Origin of the sequence: Streptomyces carpinensis, from assembly GCF_002154505.1 — a bacterium.
Taxonomy (GTDB): domain Bacteria; phylum Actinomycetota; class Actinomycetes; order Streptomycetales; family Streptomycetaceae; genus Streptomyces; species Streptomyces carpinensis.
In genome coordinates this window covers 1-18,041 of record NZ_MUBM01000444.1, presented here as the reverse complement: position 1 = coordinate 18,041, position 18,041 = coordinate 1, and the positions used below count along the sequence as shown (strand labels likewise).

14 protein-coding genes and 1 pseudogene are annotated in these 18,041 nt (G+C 71.4%); 4 read left to right on the top strand and 11 right to left on the bottom strand.

Annotated features, from left to right (window positions below):
* Positions 1–292: 292 nt before the first annotated feature.
* The 4 genes from BZY54_RS42635 to BZY54_RS42620 form a co-directional block, all read right to left on the bottom strand.
* Positions 293–1,525 (bottom strand): MFS transporter, encoded by a 1,233-nt coding sequence (locus BZY54_RS42635; protein ID WP_086730741.1) that lies wholly within the window; start codon positions 1,523–1,525, stop codon positions 293–295.
* A gap of 91 nt (positions 1,526–1,616) precedes the next feature.
* Positions 1,617–2,675 (bottom strand): endonuclease/exonuclease/phosphatase family protein, encoded by a 1,059-nt coding sequence (locus tag BZY54_RS42630; protein ID WP_086730740.1) that lies wholly within the window; start codon positions 2,673–2,675, stop codon positions 1,617–1,619.
* 174 nt (positions 2,676–2,849) lie between these two features.
* The gene (locus BZY54_RS42625) at positions 2,850–3,482 is read right to left on the bottom strand and encodes a TetR/AcrR family transcriptional regulator (RefSeq protein WP_086730739.1); all 633 of its coding nucleotides are present in this window, start codon (positions 3,480–3,482) and stop codon (positions 2,850–2,852) included.
* Positions 3,483–3,619: 137 nt separating this feature from the next.
* Positions 3,620–5,209 carry an MFS transporter gene (locus tag BZY54_RS42620; RefSeq protein WP_208640935.1) on the bottom strand — a complete coding sequence of 530 codons (1,590 nt, stop codon included), beginning with the start codon at positions 5,207–5,209 and terminating at the stop codon, positions 3,620–3,622.
* A 219-nt stretch (positions 5,210–5,428) separates the two neighbouring features.
* On the opposite strand from BZY54_RS42620, the gene panB reads away from it, so the two are divergent.
* Positions 5,429–6,295, top strand: coding sequence for a 3-methyl-2-oxobutanoate hydroxymethyltransferase (panB, locus tag BZY54_RS42615; RefSeq protein ID WP_086730737.1), 867 nt, complete (start codon positions 5,429–5,431; stop codon positions 6,293–6,295).
* Positions 6,296–6,460: 165 nt separating this feature from the next.
* Here the strand turns inward: panB and BZY54_RS42610 are convergent, their stop codons facing one another.
* Positions 6,461–8,215, bottom strand: a complete 1,755-nt coding sequence (locus tag BZY54_RS42610; protein WP_086730736.1) for an NAD+ synthase — start codon at positions 8,213–8,215, stop codon at positions 6,461–6,463.
* Positions 8,216–8,334: 119 nt separating this feature from the next.
* On the opposite strand from BZY54_RS42610, the gene BZY54_RS42605 reads away from it, so the two are divergent.
* On the top strand, positions 8,335–9,219 hold the full coding sequence (locus BZY54_RS42605) for an alpha/beta hydrolase (protein ID WP_086730735.1): 885 nt from the start codon (positions 8,335–8,337) through the stop codon (positions 9,217–9,219).
* Between the two features lie 17 nt (positions 9,220–9,236).
* Here BZY54_RS42605 and BZY54_RS42600 read toward each other — a convergent pair whose 3' ends face one another.
* The 3 genes from BZY54_RS42600 to BZY54_RS42590 form a co-directional block, all read right to left on the bottom strand.
* Positions 9,237–11,177 (bottom strand): S53 family peptidase, encoded by a 1,941-nt coding sequence (locus tag BZY54_RS42600; RefSeq protein ID WP_086730734.1) that lies wholly within the window; start codon positions 11,175–11,177, stop codon positions 9,237–9,239.
* A gap of 376 nt (positions 11,178–11,553) precedes the next feature.
* Positions 11,554–12,189 carry a DUF305 domain-containing protein gene (locus BZY54_RS42595; RefSeq protein WP_086730733.1) on the bottom strand — a complete coding sequence of 212 codons (636 nt, stop codon included), beginning with the start codon at positions 12,187–12,189 and terminating at the stop codon, positions 11,554–11,556.
* Positions 12,186–12,893 (bottom strand): DUF3105 domain-containing protein, encoded by a 708-nt coding sequence (locus BZY54_RS42590; protein WP_086730732.1) that lies wholly within the window; start codon positions 12,891–12,893, stop codon positions 12,186–12,188. Before BZY54_RS42590 ends, BZY54_RS42595 begins: the two co-directional genes overlap by 4 nt.
* Before the next feature lie 120 nt (positions 12,894–13,013).
* Between BZY54_RS42590 and BZY54_RS42585 the strand changes: the two genes are divergently transcribed.
* On the top strand, positions 13,014–13,457 hold the full coding sequence (locus BZY54_RS42585) for an RrF2 family transcriptional regulator (protein ID WP_086730731.1): 444 nt from the start codon (positions 13,014–13,016) through the stop codon (positions 13,455–13,457).
* Positions 13,458–13,618: 161 nt separating this feature from the next.
* On the opposite strand, the gene BZY54_RS42580 is transcribed toward BZY54_RS42585, so the two are convergent.
* Positions 13,619–14,809, bottom strand: a complete 1,191-nt coding sequence (locus tag BZY54_RS42580; RefSeq protein ID WP_086730730.1) for a globin domain-containing protein — start codon at positions 14,807–14,809, stop codon at positions 13,619–13,621.
* A gap of 350 nt (positions 14,810–15,159) precedes the next feature.
* On the opposite strand from BZY54_RS42580, the gene glnA reads away from it, so the two are divergent.
* A complete protein-coding gene (gene glnA, locus BZY54_RS42575) occupies positions 15,160–16,521 on the top strand; it encodes a type I glutamate--ammonia ligase (RefSeq protein WP_086730729.1) in 1,362 nt (453 codons plus the stop codon).
* A gap of 147 nt (positions 16,522–16,668) precedes the next feature.
* Here the strand turns inward: glnA and BZY54_RS42570 are convergent, their stop codons facing one another.
* Positions 16,669–17,649 (bottom strand): TolB family protein, encoded by a 981-nt coding sequence (locus BZY54_RS42570; RefSeq protein ID WP_208640936.1) that lies wholly within the window; start codon positions 17,647–17,649, stop codon positions 16,669–16,671.
* 48 nt (positions 17,650–17,697) lie between these two features.
* Positions 17,698–18,041, bottom strand: a pseudogene (locus BZY54_RS42565) (MFS transporter); the annotation flags it as partial.

Sequence of the window (18,041 nt, the reverse complement as noted above, 5' to 3'; positions counted from 1 at the left end):
CCGTTTGTGGGTGGGTCGGGGCCGTGGGGATGCGTCCAGCCCGCCGCACACGGGCATACGGCCCGGAGTCGATACGGCTGGACGAGGAGAGACCGCAGAACGGGGCGGGCGGGCTGTGACGCACCCCCACGACCCGCTCCCGCCGTCTTGCGGGTGCGGATTCGCCCGGCTGTCCGCGTAGCTGCGGGCGGTCGTGCCGCTGGGGCGGCACGGGGGGCGCAGCCACCTCATGGCATCCCCTCCTGGGCGTGGGCCGCCCGGTGGGGATTGCCACGGCGGGTGCCGGCTCGGCTCAGTGGCGCAGTGCCTCCGCCGTCTCCGGTACGTGGCTCGCGACCACGCGGCCCGGGTGGGCGGTGATCGCCGCGCGGCGGCGGTCCACCGTGTACGCGGCGGTCGCGACCACGAGGCCGAGGACGGCCAGGGCGGCGCCGGCGAGGGCCGGGGACGTCGCTCCGAAGCCGGCGGCCAGGGACAGGCCGCCGATCCAGGCGCCGCCCGCGTTGGCCAGGTTGAAGGCCGCCTGGTTGGCGGAGGAGGCGAGGGACGGGGCCGCCGACGCCTTCTCCATGACCATGAGCTGCAGCGGTGATCCGGTGACGAAGGCGGCCATGCCGAGGAGGGTCACCCCCAGGGCCGCGCTCCACTCGGCCCGCATCAGCAGCGGGAAGAGGACGAGCACCGCCGCCAGGGAAGCCAGACCGCCGAACAGGGCGCCCCGCATGGAGTGGTCGGCCAGGCGGCCGCCGAGCAGGTTGCCCGCGGTTGCGCCCACGCCGAACAGCGCCAGCAGCATCGTCACGCTGGACTCGGCGTAGCCGGCGGATTCGGTGAGCATCGGGGTGATGTAGCTGTAGGCGGCGAACAGGGCGCCGAAGCCCGCCACCGTCGTCAGCAGGGCCAGCCAGACGGGGAGCGAGCGCAGCGCGGCCAGTTCGCCGCGCAGGCCGGTGGCCGGGGCGTGGCCGTGTCCGGGGGTGTGGTGCCGGGGGACGAGCAGGGCCAGCGAGGCGATGGCGGCCACGCCGATGACGCTCACCGCCAGGAAGGTCGCCCGCCACCCCAGGTGCTGGCCCATCAGGGTGGCGACCGGGACGCCGGCGACGTTGGCCACGGTCAGGCCGAGGAACATCAGGGACACCGAGCGGGCCTTGCGCTCCGGCGGCACCAGGCTGGTCGCGACCACCGCGCCCACGCCGAAGAAGGCACCGTGCGGCAGGCCGCTGAGGAACCGGGCGGCCAGGAGGGAGTCGTAGCCGGGGGCGAGTGCGGACAGCGCGTTGCCGGCCACGAACAGGGCCATCAGGCCGATCAGGACGTGCCGGCGGGCCAGCCGCGAGGTGAGCGCGGCCAGCAGCGGGGCGCCGATGACGACGCCCAGCGCGTACGCCGAGACCAGGTGCCCGGCGGTGGGGATCGAGATGTGCAGGTCGTCCGCGACGTCGGGCAGCAGGCCCATCATCACGAACTCGGTCGTGCCGATACCGAAAGCGCCGACGGCCAGTGCGAGCAGGGCCAGGGGCATGAAGGGCCTTTCGAGGGTGAGTTCCGTACAGCGTGCGACTTGCTATGTTCAGCTGCGGAACAAAGTCTCTCAGGCCGAGTATTCCGGCAGGTTACGAGCCGGTTGCCGATGTGGTGACATTCACACGCGCCGCCACCGGAAGGTGGTCGCTGTCGGTGCGCGGGAGAGTCCAGGAACTCACCGGCTCCACGCCCCTGACCATGATCTGGTCGATCCGCGCCATCGGGAACGACGCCGGCCAGCTGAACCCGAAGCCGTCGCCCACCGCGCCCTGGGTGGAACGCATCTGGGAGGTGACGGCGTTGAGCGAGCGGTCGTTCATCGTGCCGTTCAGGTCACCGAGCAGGATCACCTTCGGCTGCCGCTCGGCGGCGATCGCCTCGCCGAGCGCGTCCGCGCTCTGGTCGCGCTGGGCGGCGGTGAACCCGGCGTTCATCTTCACCCGCACCGAGGGCATGTGGGCGACGTACACCGCGACCGGTCCCTCGGGCGTGGCCACGGTCGCGCGCATGGCCCGCGTCCAGCCCAGCCTGATGTCCACCGGCCGCACCCCGCTGAGCGGGTACTTGCTCCACAGCCCCACCGTGCCCTGCACCGTGTGGTATTTGTACGTCGACGCCAGCGTGCTCTCGTACACCGGCATCGCCGACGCCTTGACCTCCTCCAGGGCGAGCACGTCCGCGCCGGACGCGGCCACCTCGCGGGCGGTGCCGGACGGGTCGGGGTTGTCGGCGTTGACGTTGTGCGTGGCCACCGTCAGATCGCCGCCACCGCCGGTCTTGGCGGTGAGCAGGCCGCCGAACAGGTTCAGCCAGACGATCGCGGGCAGCAGCACCGCGATCAGCGCGGTGGCCGACCTGCGCACCAGCGCCAGTACCAGCAGCACCGGGACCAGCAGACCCAGCCACGGCAGGAAGGTCTCGGTGAGGCTGCCGAGGTTGCCGACGCGGTTGGGGATGCGTGAGTGCATCAGCATCACCAGGGCGAGAACCACCGCGACCGCCGCGAGCACGACGCCGCGGCGCCAGATCCGCGCATCGCCGCGCCGGCCGCCGAAGAAGCGGTTCACCAGGCGCCGAAGCCGGTCCCCCCGGGGCTCGGGCCCCGAGCCACCGCTGCCCGTCTCCGTCATGTACGCCTGCTGCGCCATACCGTCGCCTCACTGCCTGCCGTGCACACCGTTCCCCCGTGGGTTACGACCCTAGGGGATGATCGGCTCCGTTCCGCCGTCCTGCGACGGCCGTACAGGCACGAGGACGAACAAGTCGGCGGGCGGAGTTCCGATTACGGCGCCGGAAGCGTGGTCTGTGACGAAACGCGCACATCAGGACCGGGAACTGACGGGCCGTAGCCCTTCCAGCACCGTGTCCACTATCTGCTCCGACAGCCCCTTGGGCAGGTCGGCGTCGGGGCGCATCACACTGCGCACCAGCATGGGGCCGACGAAGATGTCGTTGAGCAGGTCGACGTCGATGTCCGAGCGCAGCTCGCCGCTCTGCTGCCCGCGCCGCAGGATCTCGCGCTGGAGTCTGCGCCGCGGCTCGACGACGGTGGCGTGGTAGGCGCACCAGATCTTCGGGCTGCTCTTCATCTGGGCGTAGACGTTGTGCAGGATCGCCGACGAGCGGCTCACCAGTCCCCGCCGGCGCAGCTGCTCCAGGAGGGCCACGAGGTCGTCGCGCATGGACGTGCCGGGCAGGTCGGGGTCGGCCGGCTCGGCCGCGCGCACGACGTCGACGAAGAGCTCCTCCTTGCCGCGCCAGCGGCGGTAGATGGTGGCCTTGCCGACGCCCGCCGTACGGGCGATGCGCTCGATGGAGAGCTCGGCGAGCGGCACGCCGTCCTCCAGGAGCTTCATCACGCCCTCGACGATGGCATGTTCCACCGCCTCGCTCCGGGGGCGTCCCCGCGCGGGGGCCTCGGGAGCGGGAGCGGCCTGGCTGTGGGCAAGGCTCACTTGAGACGTCCTTTCGTCGTACCGGGAGATTGTCCTACCCGGTGTCCGGCGGCGCTTGCGCACCGCCGGACCTCCGCCCCCGTCGACCACTCGGCTCCGCCGTCCCCCGACTCCGCCGCGGTCCCGCCGTCGCCCGGCTACTCCACCGCGGCCACCAGCTGCGGCTCCTCCTCGTCCGTCTGCGGCGTCGACGTCTTGCCCGGCAGGAAGACGGCCACCACGACCGCGCCGATCACCGCGACCACGGTCCCGCACAGCGCGGTGACGTGCATGGCGTGCAGGAAGGCGTCGTTGGCCGGGTCCACCAGGGCCTTGCCGCGCGGGCCGAGCTTCGAGGCGACGCCGAGAGTGGCCTCGATGGACTCGCCCGCCGTGTCCCGCAGACCGGCCGGGAGCATCCCGAGCTTGCCCTCGATGTCGTTGCGGTACGTCGTGGAGAGGACCGAGCCGAGGACGGCGATGCCGAGGGCGCCGCCGACCTGGCGGAAGGTGTTGCTCAGCGCGGAGGCCGAACCCGCCTTCTCGCGGGGCAGGGCCTGCATGATGACCACGCTGGTCGGCGTCATGATGTGCGCCATGCCGGCGCCCATGAGGAAGAAGACGACCTCCAGCACCCAGATCGGCGTGTCCGCCTCGAAACCGGCGAAGGCGGCCAGCATGCCGGCCAGTACGACCAGACCGGCCGTGGTGGTCGCCTTGTAGCCGAACCGGTCGACGACCAGCCGGGCGCGCGGCGCGAAGATCATCTGCGCGGCGGCCAGCGGGATCATGAGCAGACCGGACTCCAGCGGGGAGTAGCCGCGCACGCTCTGGGTGTAGAAGACCGAGAAGAACGTCACGCCCATCAGGGCGAAGAAGACCAGGGCGATGGCGGCCATGGCGGCCGAGAAGACCTTGTTCTTGAAGTAGGTCACGTCCAGCGACGGGTGGTCGCTGCGCTTCTCGAACACGACGAAGGCGGTGAGGACGACCACTCCGGCCGCGATGGTCGCGAGCACGGTCCCGTTGGTGAAGTCGGCGAGCTCGCCGCCCTTGATGATGCCGTAGACGAGCAGGACCAGGCCGACCACGGACAGCACGACACCGACGGGGTCGAGGCGGCCGGGGCGCGGGTCGCGCGAGTCGGGCACCAGCCACACCATCAGCACGAGGGCGGCGATCACGATGGGCACGTTGATGAGGAAGACCGAGCCCCACCAGAAGTGGTCCAGGAGCAGACCGCCGGTGATCGGTCCGATGGCGATGGCGAGGCCGACGCCGCCGGCCCAGATGCCGATGGCCTTGGGCTGCTCCTCGCGCTCGAAGACGTTCATGAGCACGGCGAGCGTGGCCGGCATGACGAACGCGGCACCGAGGGCCATCAGGGCGCGGTAGGCGATGAGCTGGCCCGGCGAGCCGGACTCGGCGGCCAGCGCGGAGCCGATGCCGAACACGACGAGGCCGCCGAGCAGCACCTTCTTGCGGCCCACCCGGTCGCCGATCAGGCCGGAGGTGAACAGCAGTCCGGCGAAGACCAGCGTGTAGGCGTTGATCGCCCACTCCAGCTCGCTCTGCGTGGCACCCAGGCCGGTGGGTGCCGGGGTCGAGATCGTCTTGATGGCGACGTTGAGGATCGAGTTGTCGAGCACCACTATCAGCAGGCTCAGCATGAGAACGCCGAGGATCGCCCAGCGGCGGCGGTGCACCGCTTCCGGAACCCGGGAGGCGGGAACGGCAGGAGTAGTCATGGCGTCGAGCCTAGGTCCTTTCCGATACGAGACCGTCTCGTATCGGAAAGGTTTTACCCAGATCTTACGCACGGGGCCCTTGGCAGGCGGCCGAAGGGCCGGTGTCGAGATCTTGCGCACACGGGCGCCCTCTGGCCCCGGCCGACACGAGGTGCCACCATGGAGGGGAGTCCGGGGACGCCGTCAGGGCGCCTCGAGATGACTGAAGGAGCCGTTGCAATGACGCAGCTTTCGGCTGCCCAGACGAAGCCCTCCGACGGCAGCAAGGCGCTGTACGGGGGCAAGGGCACTCGCCGCATCACCGTCCGCGACATCGCTCTCGCCAAGGAACGCGGCGAGAAGTGGCCCATGCTCACCGCCTACGACGCGATGACCGCGTCCGTCTTCGACGAGGCCGGCATCCCGGTGATGCTGGTCGGCGACTCGGCGGGCAACTGCCACCTCGGGTACGAGACGACGGTGCCCGTCACCCTCGACGAGATGACCATGCTCTCCGCCGCCGTGGTCCGCGGCACCAAGCGTGCCCTGATCGTCGGCGACCTCCCCTTCGGGTCCTACCAGGAGGGCCCGGTGCAGGCGCTGCGCTCGGCCACCCGGCTGGTGAAGGAGGCGGGCGTCGGCGCCGTGAAGCTGGAGGGCGGCGAGCGCTCGCACGAGCAGATCCGGCTGCTGGTCGAGTCCGGCATCCCGGTCATGGCCCACATCGGACTGACCCCCCAGTCCGTCAACGCCATGGGCTACCGCGTCCAGGGCCGCGGCGAGGAGGCGGCCCAGCAGCTGCTGCGGGACGCGAAGTCCGTCCAGGACGCGGGCGCGTTCGCCGTCGTGCTGGAGCTGGTCCCGGCGGAGCTGGCGGCCGAGGTGACGCGGGTGCTGCACATCCCGACGGTCGGCATCGGCGCCGGCCCGGAGACGGATGCGCAGGTCCTGGTGTGGACCGACATGCTCGGTCTGACCGGCGGGCGCGTGCCGAAGTTCGTCAAGCAGTACGCGAACCTGCGCGAGGTGATGGGCGACGCGGCGAAGGCGTTCGCGGAGGACGTCGTCGGCGGAACGTTCCCGCTGGAGGAGCACTCCGTCCACTAGGGTCTTTCGCTCGGATCGGGCCGGACCCCGCGAGCCCGGCATGATCCGAACGAGAGAACCAGGGCCCGCCGGACAGGCCCTGGCACTCAGACCACTGCGGTAACACCGAGGACAGCCCCGCCGATCTTCCCCCGTCGGCGGGGCTGTCCCGTGCGGGGCTTCCCGCTACGCCTTCTCGCGCCAGCCGTTGGTGATCGGCAGCCTGCGATCCTTGCCGAAGCCCTTCGCCGAGATCTTGGTGCCCGGCGGGTACTGGCGGCGCTTGTACTCAGCCGTGTCCACCATGCGCAGCGTCTTCACCACCAGCTCGCGGTCGTAGCCGGCGGCGACGATCTCGTCAGCGCCCTTGTCGTGGTCGACGTAGAGGTCGAGGATCGCGTCCAGCACCGGGTAGTCCGGCAGCGAGTCCGTGTCCACCTGGCCCGGGCGCAGCTCCGCGCTCGGCGGCTTGGTGATGGAGTTCTCCGGGATCGGCGGCGTCTCACCACGCTCGGCCGCCGCCCGGTTGCGCCAGTGGGACAGACGGAAGACCGACGTCTTGTACAGGTCCTTGATCGGGCCGTACGCGCCCACCGAGTCGCCGTACAGCGTCGAGTAGCCCACCGCCAGCTCCGACTTGTTGCCAGGGGCGAGGACGATGTGGCCCTCCTGGTTGGAGACCGCCATCAGCAGCGTGCCACGCAGCCGGGACTGCAGGTTCTCCTCCGCCAGACCGGTCAGGCCCAGCGAGTCCATGTACGCGCCGAACATCGGCGCGATGGGAATCGTGCGGAAGTTCAGGCCGGTGCGCCGGGCCAGCTCCGCCGCGTCGTCCTTGGAGTGCTCCGAGGAGTACTTCGACGGCATGGAGATGCCGTACACGTTCTCCGGACCCACCGCGTCGCAGGCGATCGCCGCGACGAGGGAGGAGTCGATGCCACCGGACAGGCCGATGAGCACGGAACGGAAGCCGTTCTTCGCCACGTACGCGCGCAGGCCCACGACCAGCGCCGTGTAGACCTCCTCGTCGTCGTCGAGCCGGTCGGCGTACCCGCCGGTCAGCTCCGCCTCGTACGCCGGCAGCGGTTCTTCGGACAGCACCACGCGGTCGATGCGCAGTCCGTCGTCCACCACGCCCGTCGGGGCGTCCGCCGCGGCGGACGGCAGGTCCAGGTCCAGCACCAGGCAGGTCTCGCCGAACTGGGGCGCCCGCGCGATCACCTCCCCGTCGGCGGCCACGACGATCGAGTCGCCGTCGAAGACCAGCTCGTCCTGGCCGCCGGTCATGGCCAGGTAGGCGGTGGTGCAGCCGGCCTCCTGCGCCCGCTTGCGGACCAGCTCCAGACGGGTGTCGTCCTTCAGGCGCTCGTAGGGGGAGGCGTTGACGGACAGCAGCAGCCCCGCGCGCGCGGTGCGGGCGGCCGGGACGCGGCCGCCGTCCTGCCACAGGTCCTCGCAGATGGCGAGCGCGACGTCGATGCCGTGCACGCGCAGGACCGGCATGGTGTCGCCGGGCACGAAGTAGCGGAACTCGTCGAAGACGCCGTAGTTCGGCAAGTGGTGCTTGGCGAACGTGAGCACCACCTCGCCGCGGTGCAGCACCGCCGCCGCGTTCTGCGGCGCGCCGGCCGGCATGCCGTACTTCGGCTGGGCGGTCTCGCAGCGATCCAGGTAGCCGACGAGCACCGGCAGCTCCCCGAGGCCCTCCTCGGCGAGCCGGGCGGCGAGGCCGCGCAGCGCGGTCCGGGACGCCTCCACGAAGGACGACCTGAGGGCCAGGTCCTCGACGGGATACCCGGTCAGCGCCATCTCCGGGAACGCCACGAGATGCGCTCCCCGCTCGGCGGAGTGCCGGGTCCGGCGGACGATCGCCTCGGTGTTCCCGGCGAGGTCACCGACGCGCGAGTCGATCTGGTTCAGAGCGAGGCGAAGTTGAGGCACGCGCCCAGTGTAATCGTCAGAGCGACGCGATGGGGTGGCACCGGGTGTGGGCCGTCCCACGCGCACACCACGCGCGACGAGCGGCCATGATGCACTCAGGGAACCCAGCGGAGGCGGCCATGACCTTCATCGGCATCGACGGCGTCGTCCACCACGTCGTCGTCGACGGCGGCGGACCGCCCTGTGTCCTCAGCCCCGGCCTCGGGATGTGCTGGTTCGACTGGGACCCCGTGGTGCCGCTGCTCGTCGCGGACCGCACCGTCGTCCGCTTCGACCGCCCCGGGCTCGGTCTGAGCGGGCACACGCGCGAGTGGCCGACGCTCGCCGGGGAGGCGCGGCGCATCGCGGCCGTCCTAGACGCGCTCGGTCTCGGCGGGCCCGTCACGGTGGTGGGGCACTCGCTGGCCGGGTTCCACGCGGAGGCCTTCGCCCGGCTGTTTCCCGGGCGTGCCGCCGGGCTCGTGCTGGTCGACTCCAGCGTGGAGGAGCATCCCCGTCCCCGCAGGGCGCGCACGGTCAGGAACACCGCCACGCGCGCGTACGCCACGCTCGTGAGCGCGGCCGGCCTGCCCCGTGTGGCCGGTCCGCCGCTGCGCCGGGCCGCGGTCCGGGCGGGCCGGGTGGGCGGACAGGACCCCGCGCCGTACGACGCGGTCCGGCGCGCCTACTCCACCAGCCGCTGGCTGTACGCGGCGCTCGCCGAGAACGCCACCTACACCGACCAGGCCGTCGCACTCGCCGAGCTGCGCCGGCGCCGGTCCCTGCCGTCCGGCCTGCCCGTCACCGTGCTCGCAGCGGACGACCCGCGCCGCCCCGCACAGCGGCGGGCGCACTGGCTCACGAGGCAGCGGGACCTCGCCGGCCTGCTGGACGGCACCCTCCGCATCAGCACCCCGTCCGGCCACCTGCTCATGCTCGACCGTCCCGCGGACGTGGCCGACGCCGTGCTGCGCACACACGCGCGCCCGCCCCTCGCCGAGGAGGAGCGGGCGCGCGAGCGCTGAGCGCGAGCGGTCAGGCGTCAGTGGCGACGGTAGGAGTCGACGTAGCCGTTCGCGGGGGAGCCCACGCCGGTGACGTCGTCGTAGCCCTTGACGGCCTTGAGCGAGCTGTCCTTGCCGAGGCTGCGGACGGAGACGCTCAGACCATCGGCGGCGTCGTAGCCGTTGACGTAGTCGACCCGCGCGACGGCCAGGTCCTTGCCGGTCGGCTGGTCCACCACGTCGTGGTACAGCTTCGAGCCGTACTTGGCGTAGATGGTCGGGTTGGCGAAGCCGATCGCCTTGCCGCCGCGGGCCTCCTGGGCGAGGGCCTGCACGGCCGCGATGACCGGCGCGGCCAGCGAGGTGCCGCCGATGCGGTACTCGCTGTACTGCTGCGACCCGTCCGGGAAGCTCTGCGTCTGGCCGACGAGGAAGCCGGTGTTCGGGTCGGCGATCGCCGCGATGTCCGGGACGACGCGGTTGCCCTCGGCGTTGTTGGCCGTGGCCAGCGCCTTCGGGACGACGCCCTGCTGGTAGTACGGCTGCGGCACGGTCTTGCTGGTGCCGCCGCCCGCACCCGAGGTGTACGAGCCGGGGAAGCCCGTCCAGCTCTTGCCGTCCGCGGACAGCGTGGCCTTCTCGGTGCCCCAGCCGGTCTCCCACAGGTACTTGTCGCCCTTGCCGACGGCCAGCGAGGTGCCGCCGACCGCGGTCACCCACGCCGAGTTGGCCGGGGTGTCGACCTGCTTCGTGCCGGTGTTGGCGACCTCGTCGCCGTTGTCACCGGAGGAGAAGTAGAAGCCGATGCCCTCCACCGCGCCGAACTGGAAGACCTGGTCGTAGGCGGCGGCCAGGTCCGGCGTCTGGTTGGCCTCGATGTCGCCCCAGGAGTTGGAGACGATGTCGGCCAGGTGGTTGTCGACGATCTTGCTGAGCGAGTCCAGCAGGTCGTCGTCGTAGCAGGAGGCGGCGCCCACGTACGTGACGTTCGCGGCCGGCGCGACCGCGTGCACGGCCTCGACGTCGAGGGTCTCCTCGCCGTACCAGCCCGCGGCCCCGCACTCCTTGGTCTTCGTGTAGTTCTTCGGCAGCACCTGGGACAGCTGTCCGGTCTTCCAGGCCGCGTCACCCTGCTTCTTCGCGTAGTTCGCCGCGTCGAAGGCGATGGTCGGCGAGGCGTACGCGTCGGTGATCGCGATGCGGACGCCCTTGCCGGTGTACGTGCCGGCACCGTAGGCGGCGCGCAGCTGCTCGCCCGTGTAGCCCTGGACGGCGTACGGGATCTTCTGGCCGTAGGCGGACGGCAGGGTGCTCGCGATGTTCGAGCCGTAGTACGAGGAGAACGGCCCGGCGTTCTTGAACACCGCGTCCGGCGGCGGCAGCTGGTCCTTGTGGTTCGCCTTGTGCGGGGCGTTGTCCAGGCCGGTGACGGTCAGGACGGCGCCCTTGAGGCCCTGAGGCACCGAGGCCGTCTGGGCCGGCGCACGGTAGGTCTTGGAGCCCTTGGCGAAGTCGTGCAGCTGGGTGCCGAACGCCTTCTCGGCGGCGGCGACGTCACCCGAGACCGCGATGTAGTGCGGGGTGACGGAGGTGACCTTCAGGCCCGCCGACTTCAGCCACGACTTGACCTCGGCCACCTGGGCCTTGGTCGCGCCGAAGCGAGCCTGCGCCTGCTTGGCGTTCAGGTACTTGCCGTACATCGGCGAGGACGGGTCGGCGACCGCCTTGGCGTAGGCGGCGAGGCCGGCGGCGTCGCGGCCGGCCAGGTACACCCGGGCGTTGACCTGGGCGCTGTTCGCGGTGGCGCCCTTGTCCGCCTTGGCCGTCGCCCACGCGGGCTTGGTGCCCGCGAGCGCGCCTCGGCCCGAGTGGTCCGCGGCGTGCGCCGCGGGTATGCCGAGCACCAGCGCACCGGTGAGCATGGGCAGCGTGGCCGCCAGGCTCACTCCGGCGCGCACGGTGGCGCGGTTGGATCTCATAGAACCCCCTGCGATGCGGATCGCATGTAACGCAATGAGTGGTTGGGCCTCGTGTGATCCGCGCGGGGGCCGCGGCGGTTCGGCCCGTGCGCCTGAATGGATCACACGATCGAGGGCCACTCTTCCCGATGAACCGGGCATGCCAGGGGAATGGGCAAGCCAAGAGAAACCCAAGGAACCGTCAGGTGCGGGGAGTTACGACCGAATCGCGAGCTTTGCTCCCCGGATTCCGGTGGGTCGGTGTCACGTTCCGGTGGGCTGATGTCGGGTTGCCGGCCGGGCGGTTTCACGTTCGCGGCGGGCAGGTGTCACCTTCGCGGGCGCCCGGTTCCACGCCCGCGGTGTCCCTGGTGGCGCGTCCTCGGTCGGCCGGGCCTCACGAACGGGGCGCGGCGCCGCGCTTCTTGAGCATGTCGGCCATGAGCCGGATCTCGGACTGCTGCGCGTCCACCATGCCCTGTGCGAGCCTCTTCTCCACGTCCACCGTGCACTTGGCGACGCAGCCCTCCGCCATGTGGATGCCGCCCTTGTGATGGGCCGTCATCAGCTGGAGGTAGAAGACCTCGGCCTGCCTGCCGCGGAGTTCGCCCAGCTTCTTCATCTGGGCGTTGGTCGCCATGCCCGGCATCAGCGCGCCGTCCTTGCCGGCGGCCGCGTCCCCCATGCCCATCCATGTCATCGGCGGAGCCGCCGACACCTTCGGCAGCCCCCACAGGTCGAGCCAGCCCAAAAGCATGCCGCGCTGGTTGGCCTGCGTCTGGGCGATGTCGTAGGCGAGACGGCGCACTTCGGCGTCGGACGTACGGTCGCGCACGATGTACGACATCTCGACGGCCTGCTGGTGATGGACCGCCATGTCCCGGGCGAAACCGGCGTCCGCCGAGTCGGCGGACGGTGTGGTCGCCGGCCTCGTGCCGGAGCCCGCGCCGTCCTCGGCGACCGCGTAGGTGATCGCCCCGGCCGCGACCAGGGCGGTCGCGGCCGCGCCCGCGACCAGCCCGGCGAGTCTCACTGGCCCAGGCCGCCCGTGCAGGCGGCTCCCGGCTCCGGTGTCTGGGAGCCCTGGACGAACTCGGCGAGGAACTTGTCGACGTTCGGGTCGCTCGCACCCGTCACCGTGCGCTGGTGCCCCCAGGCGGACAGCACGATCGGGTCCTTCTGGTCCTCGACCGGGCTCATCAGCGTGTACGGGGTCTTGCGCACCTTCGCCGCGAGCGCGGCCACGTCGGCCTTGGGCGCCTTGTCGTTGTACGTCACCCAGACCGCGCCGTGCTCCAGCGAGTGCACGGCGTGCACGTTCTTGACCGGCTTGGTGTAGACGTCGCCGTTGCAGTTCTGCCAGACCGGGTTGTGGTCGCCGCCGACCGGAGGCTCCATCGGGTACGTGACGGCCGCGGTGGTGTGCGTGCGGCCCAGCGTGCCCTGCCACGTACGGACGCCGTCCGGGCCCGTGACGAAGTGACCCGCCCCGCCCTTGCCGCCCTTGCCGTCCTGGGCCGCCTTGGCCTCGGTCGCGGTGCTCGCCGAGGTGCCGTCCCCGGAGCGCGACTGGACGAGCACCACAGCGCCGACGGCGAGGCCCGCCACGACCACCACGCTCGCCGCGATCGCCATGATCCGGTTGCGCCGCTTCCGGGTCCGCTCGGCGCGACGCAGTTCCTGCACATGTGCCTTGCGCTCGTCGGCGCTTGTCTTGCCGGTCCTGGCGGAGGCCATGGGTGCAAGTCCTTCTGGGTGAAGGGACGGTCGGGTGTGCTGATCGTAGTGGGACCGGTGGGGCGTGGGGAGACCGCAGAAAACTTGAAGCGCAGATTCGTATTACCCTACGCTGGCCGTATGCGGCTGCTGCGCTCCACCGACATGGCGTTGCGCGTTCTGATGCGGCTCGCCGTCGCGGGCGGGTCGACCCCCACGACCCGAGAGGTCGCTGCGGACATGAACGTGCCGTACACGCATGCCGCGAAGGTCGTCGCCGAACTCCAGCACCGCGGGCTGCTCGAGACCCGCCGCGGCCGGGGCGGCGGACTGAGCCTCAGCGAGGCCGGCCGCGGCGCGTCCGTCGGCGGGATCGTGCGCGCTCTGGAGGGCGAGGGCGACGTCGCCGACTGCGAGGGCAGCGTGCCCTGCCCCCTGAACTCCGACTGCCGCCTGCGCGGCGCCCTGCGCCGGGCCCAGGAGGCGTTCTACGCCGCACTCGACCCGCTCACGGTCGCCGACATGGTCGCGGCCCCCACGGGTCCGCTGCTGCTGGGGCTGCCGAGCGCGCGACGGCCGTCCTGAGCCGTCGGCCCGTCGCCGGGAGCGGGACGGCGGCTTGCCGTGAGGAACGGGGCAGCCGCCTCTCGCCGGGAACAGGCGGCGGCTCCTGGTCGAGAACGGGAGAAAGGCCGGCCGGAGGCGGTGGGAAACCGCCTCCGGCCGGCCTTTCGTGCCGTCCGCCGTCAGGCCGCGGCCTGGACCAGCCACAGGTCCGGGCCGAAGACCTCGTAGTGGATGTCGGCGGGCGCCACGCCCTTCTCGATCAGCTGGGTGCGCACCGCCCGCATGAACGGCAGCGGACCGCACAGGTACGCGCGCGTGCCGGCCGGGACGTCCACGTCGGCCAGGTCGACGCGGCCGGGCCGCCCGGCGCCCGCTGCGTCCTGCTCGTAGAAGAAGGCCGTCCGCCCGTCCGCCAGCTTGCCCGCGTACGCCTCGTGGTCGGAGCGCAGCGCGTGGTGGGCGGGGGTGCGGTCGGCGTGCACCACGGTCACCGGGGCGCCGTGGCCGGTGAGGGCGAGCTGCTCCAGCATGGCGACCATCGGGGTGACGCCGATGCCCGCGGAGGCGAGCAGCAGCGGCGCGTCGGTGTCCTCCAGGACGAGGTCGCCGTACGGGGCGGACAGCTGGAGGACGTCGCCCTCACGCACGTGGGCGTGCAGGTGGTTGGAGACCTCGCCGTCGGGGGTCGTGGCGTCCCCGGTCACCCGCTTGACGGCGAACTGCCGCTCCGGCGAACCGGGGGCCGCGGTCAGGCTGTACTGGCGGATCTGCCGGGCGCCGTCCGCGAGCCGGACGCCGACCGAGACGTACTGGCCGGCGCGGTAGCCGGGCACGGGGCCGTCGTCGACGGGGCGCAGCTTGAAGGTGGCGACGTCGGAGGTCTCGTCGGTCCGTGCGACGACCTTCCACTCGCGCCAGCCGGTCTGCTCGCTCTGCGCGTACAGCCGCTTCTCGATGGCGATCAGGGCGTTGGCCATCAGCCAGTAGACCTCGGTCCAGGCGGCGGCGACCTCGGGGGTGACCGCGTCGCCGAGCACCTCGGCGATGGCGGCGAAGAGGTGCTCGTGGACGATCGGGTACTGCTCCGGGACGATGTCCAGCGAGGCGTGCTTGTGGGCGATGCGGTTGAGCATCACGTCCGGACGCTGGTCGGGGTTGTTCACCAGGTACGAGGCGAAGCCGGCTATGGAGCCGGCGAGGGCCTGCTTCTGGGCTCCGGAGGCCTGGTTGCCACGATTGAACAGGTCGCGCAGCAGCTGGGGGTGGGCGTCGAACAGCTTGGCGTAGAAGCGCTCGGTGATCTCGCCGATGGCCGCGCCGACGGCAGGCAGGGTGGCGCGGACGGTGGCAGCTGACTGCTCGGACAGCATCGTGGAACTCCTCGAAGTCTCGATCGTTCGGCTGATCAAAACCGTAAGAAAACTTGCATCTGGGATGCAAATTAAACGGGCGTGGTATCGCTCACGTCTCCTCCACGAGTCGTTCACACGGGAAGCGGTTCGGCCATTACGGATACCGGTGCGAGCAGGCAAGATGGGCGGCAGAGCGGCGCGCCCGCACATGTGCCGTACGCCGGGCGTCCGGGCCGGGGACGGCCAGGCGATCAAGGTGCGCAACGCGCGTGAAACGGTGATGTGGTGTGATGCTCGAGTGCCCGACCGCCTCCCGTGACGACGTACGGACACAGGCGGCCTGACCAGCAAGGATGGGGAAGCGGAAGATGGACAAGCAGCAGGAGTTCGTGCTCCGGACGTTGGAGGAGCGCGACATCCGGTTCGTACGCCTGTGGTTCACGGACGTGCTGGGCTTCCTGAAGTCCGTGGCCGTGGCCCCCGCCGAGCTGGAACAGGCCTTCGACGAGGGCATCGGTTTCGACGGCTCCGCCATCGAGGGCTTCGCCCGGGTCTATGAGTCCGACATGATCGCCAAGCCGGACCCGTCCACGTTCCAGATCCTGCCCTGGCGCGCCGAGGCCCCCGGCACCGCCCGCATGTTCTGCGACATCCTCATGCCGGACGGCTCCCCGTCCTTCGCCGACCCCCGCTACGTCCTCAAGCGCGCCCTCGCCCGCACCTCCGACCTGGGCTTCACCTTCTACACCCACCCGGAGATCGAGTTCTTCCTGCTGAAGAACCGCCCGGTCGACGGCACCCGTCCCACGCCGGCCGACAACTCCGGCTACTTCGACCACACCCCGCAGAACATCGGCATGGACTTCCGCCGGCAGGCGATCACCATGCTGGAGTCGATGGGCATCTCGGTGGAGTTCTCCCACCACGAGGGCGCGCCCGGCCAGCAGGAGATCGACCTGCGCTACGCCGACGCCCTCTCCACGGCGGACAACATCATGACGTTCCGCCTGGTCATGAAGCAGGTGGCGCTGGAGCAGGGCCTCCAGGCGACCTTCATGCCGAAGCCGTTCTCGGAGTTCCCCGGCTCCGGCATGCACTCGCACCTCTCCCTCTTCGAGGGCGACCGGAACGCGTTCTACGAGTCCGGCGCCGAGTACCAGCTCTCCAAGGTCGGCCGCTCCTTCATCGCGGGCCTGCTGCGGCACGCCGCCGAGATCTCCGCGGTCACCAACCAGTGGGTCAACTCCTACAAGCGCATCTGGGGCGGCTCCGAGCGCACCGCGGGCGCCGGCGGCGAGGCCCCGAGCTACATCTGCTGGGGCCACAACAACCGCTCGGCCCTGGTCCGCGTCCCGATGTACAAGCCCGGCAAGACGGGCTCGGCCCGGGTCGAGGTCCGCTCGCTCGACTCCGGCGCGAACCCCTACCTGGCCTACGCCGTCCTGCTGGCCGCCGGCCTGAAGGGCATCGAGGAGGGCTACGAACTCCCGCCCGGCGCCGAGGACGACGTCTGGGCGCTGTCCAACGCCGAGCGCCGCGCGATGGGCATCGCCCCCCTCCCGCAGAACCTCGGCGAGGCCCTGGCCCTGATGGAGAGCAGCGACCTGGTCGCCGAGACCCTCGGCGAACACGTCTTCGACTTCTTCCTGCGCAACAAGAAGCAGGAGTGGGAGGAGTACCGCTCCGAGGTGACCGCCTTCGAGCTGCGGAAGCATCTGCCGGTGCTGTAGGGGCAGGTCGGAGCGGGTTCGGCGCTCGTGCGGCGCGTGGGGGCCGGCGGTCGGGGACCGTCGGCCCCACGCCGTGTCGGCCCAAGGGGGCCGTCCGCCCCTGGCTCGGTGCAGCAGCACTGGCGAGGAGCGGGGACGAGGCCGGGCTCAGCCGACGAACGCCGGGGACACCGCCGCCGTGCTGATGCGGCGTGGTGTTCCCGTGCCGTCGGCCGGGAGCTCGTAGAGGTCGGCTCCGTAGTCGCCGGGGAGGGAGTACACCAGGGTGCGGGGATCCTTCCACACGGCCTGGTCGTCGACGCTGCGGGTCTCCGCGAGCGGTGTCTCGCGCAGGGTGCGCAGGTCCAGGACGTACAGGCGCCAGGGGGCGTCCTTGGGGAGGCCGTCGACCCGTTTCTTGAAGGCGATGCGTGTGCCGTCGGGGGAGAGGGACGGGCACTCGACGTTGGGCCGCACCGTGGTGAGCGTCCCCGCGCGCAGATCGCCCCGGACCAGGTAGGTCCGGCCCTCGGTGGCCAGGGTCGCGTAGAAGGTGCGGTCGTCCGGCGCGAAGGTCACACCCCAGAAGTTCACGTCGGGGGACGTGTAACGGCGGCCGTCCTTGATGATCCGGAAGGACTCCAGGGTCGGGATCAGCCGCCCCGTCCGTACGTCCACGATCGCCGCCCGGGTCGAGAAGTTCGTACCGGCGTACGAGTCGCCGCCCACGAACGCCGTCCATGCCGCGAAGTGACCGCTCGGGGAGACACGGGCGCGGGAGGGGATGCCGGGGACGTCGTAGCGGGCCCGCGTCCTCAGGTGCGCGTCCAGGATCAGGGCGCGGTAGGTGTCCGAGACCGGGCCGTGCACCGCCTGCAGACACACCCCGGTGCCCGAGGCGGCGTAGAAGCGCAGGCACTTGACGCCCGAGGCGGTGCGCGGGCCGGAGGGGTCGGAGGCCGGGACCGCGGTGACCTCGTCGCGGTGCGGGCCCCAGGCCATGTTGCGGAAGATCATGCGGCCGTGGTCCGTGAGGGCCACCTCGCCCGGTGTGACCCGCGGGCCGCCGGCCTGCGCCTGGTTCCGGCGTTCCGCCCGCGCCGTGGCGTGCAGGACCGAGGCCACCGCCACGGCCACGAGGACGGCCACCGCCACCAGCAGGATCANNCGGTGGTGCCGTCGGGGTCTTCCGGGCCGTCATCGGGTGGCCTCCTGGGTCGGGCGAAGGGTCAGGGCGAAGGCCGCGCACGCTGCCAGCGCCACCGTCGACGCGGCGAGCGCCGTACGGTCGCCCCACACCGTCCAGGCCGCACCGAAGCACAGGGAGCAGGCGAACCGGGCCACGGCCTGGCCCGTCTGGACGACGGCCAGGCCGGACGAGCGCAGTTCGCTCGGCACGCGGTCCGAGGCCGCCGCCATCAGCACGCCGTCCGTCGCCGCGTAGAAGCCTCCGTGCAGGAGCAGCACCGCGTACGGCAGCACCGTGCCGTGCCAGGACGTGAGGAGCAGGGTGTAGGCGAGGAGGAGGGCGCCGTGGCCGG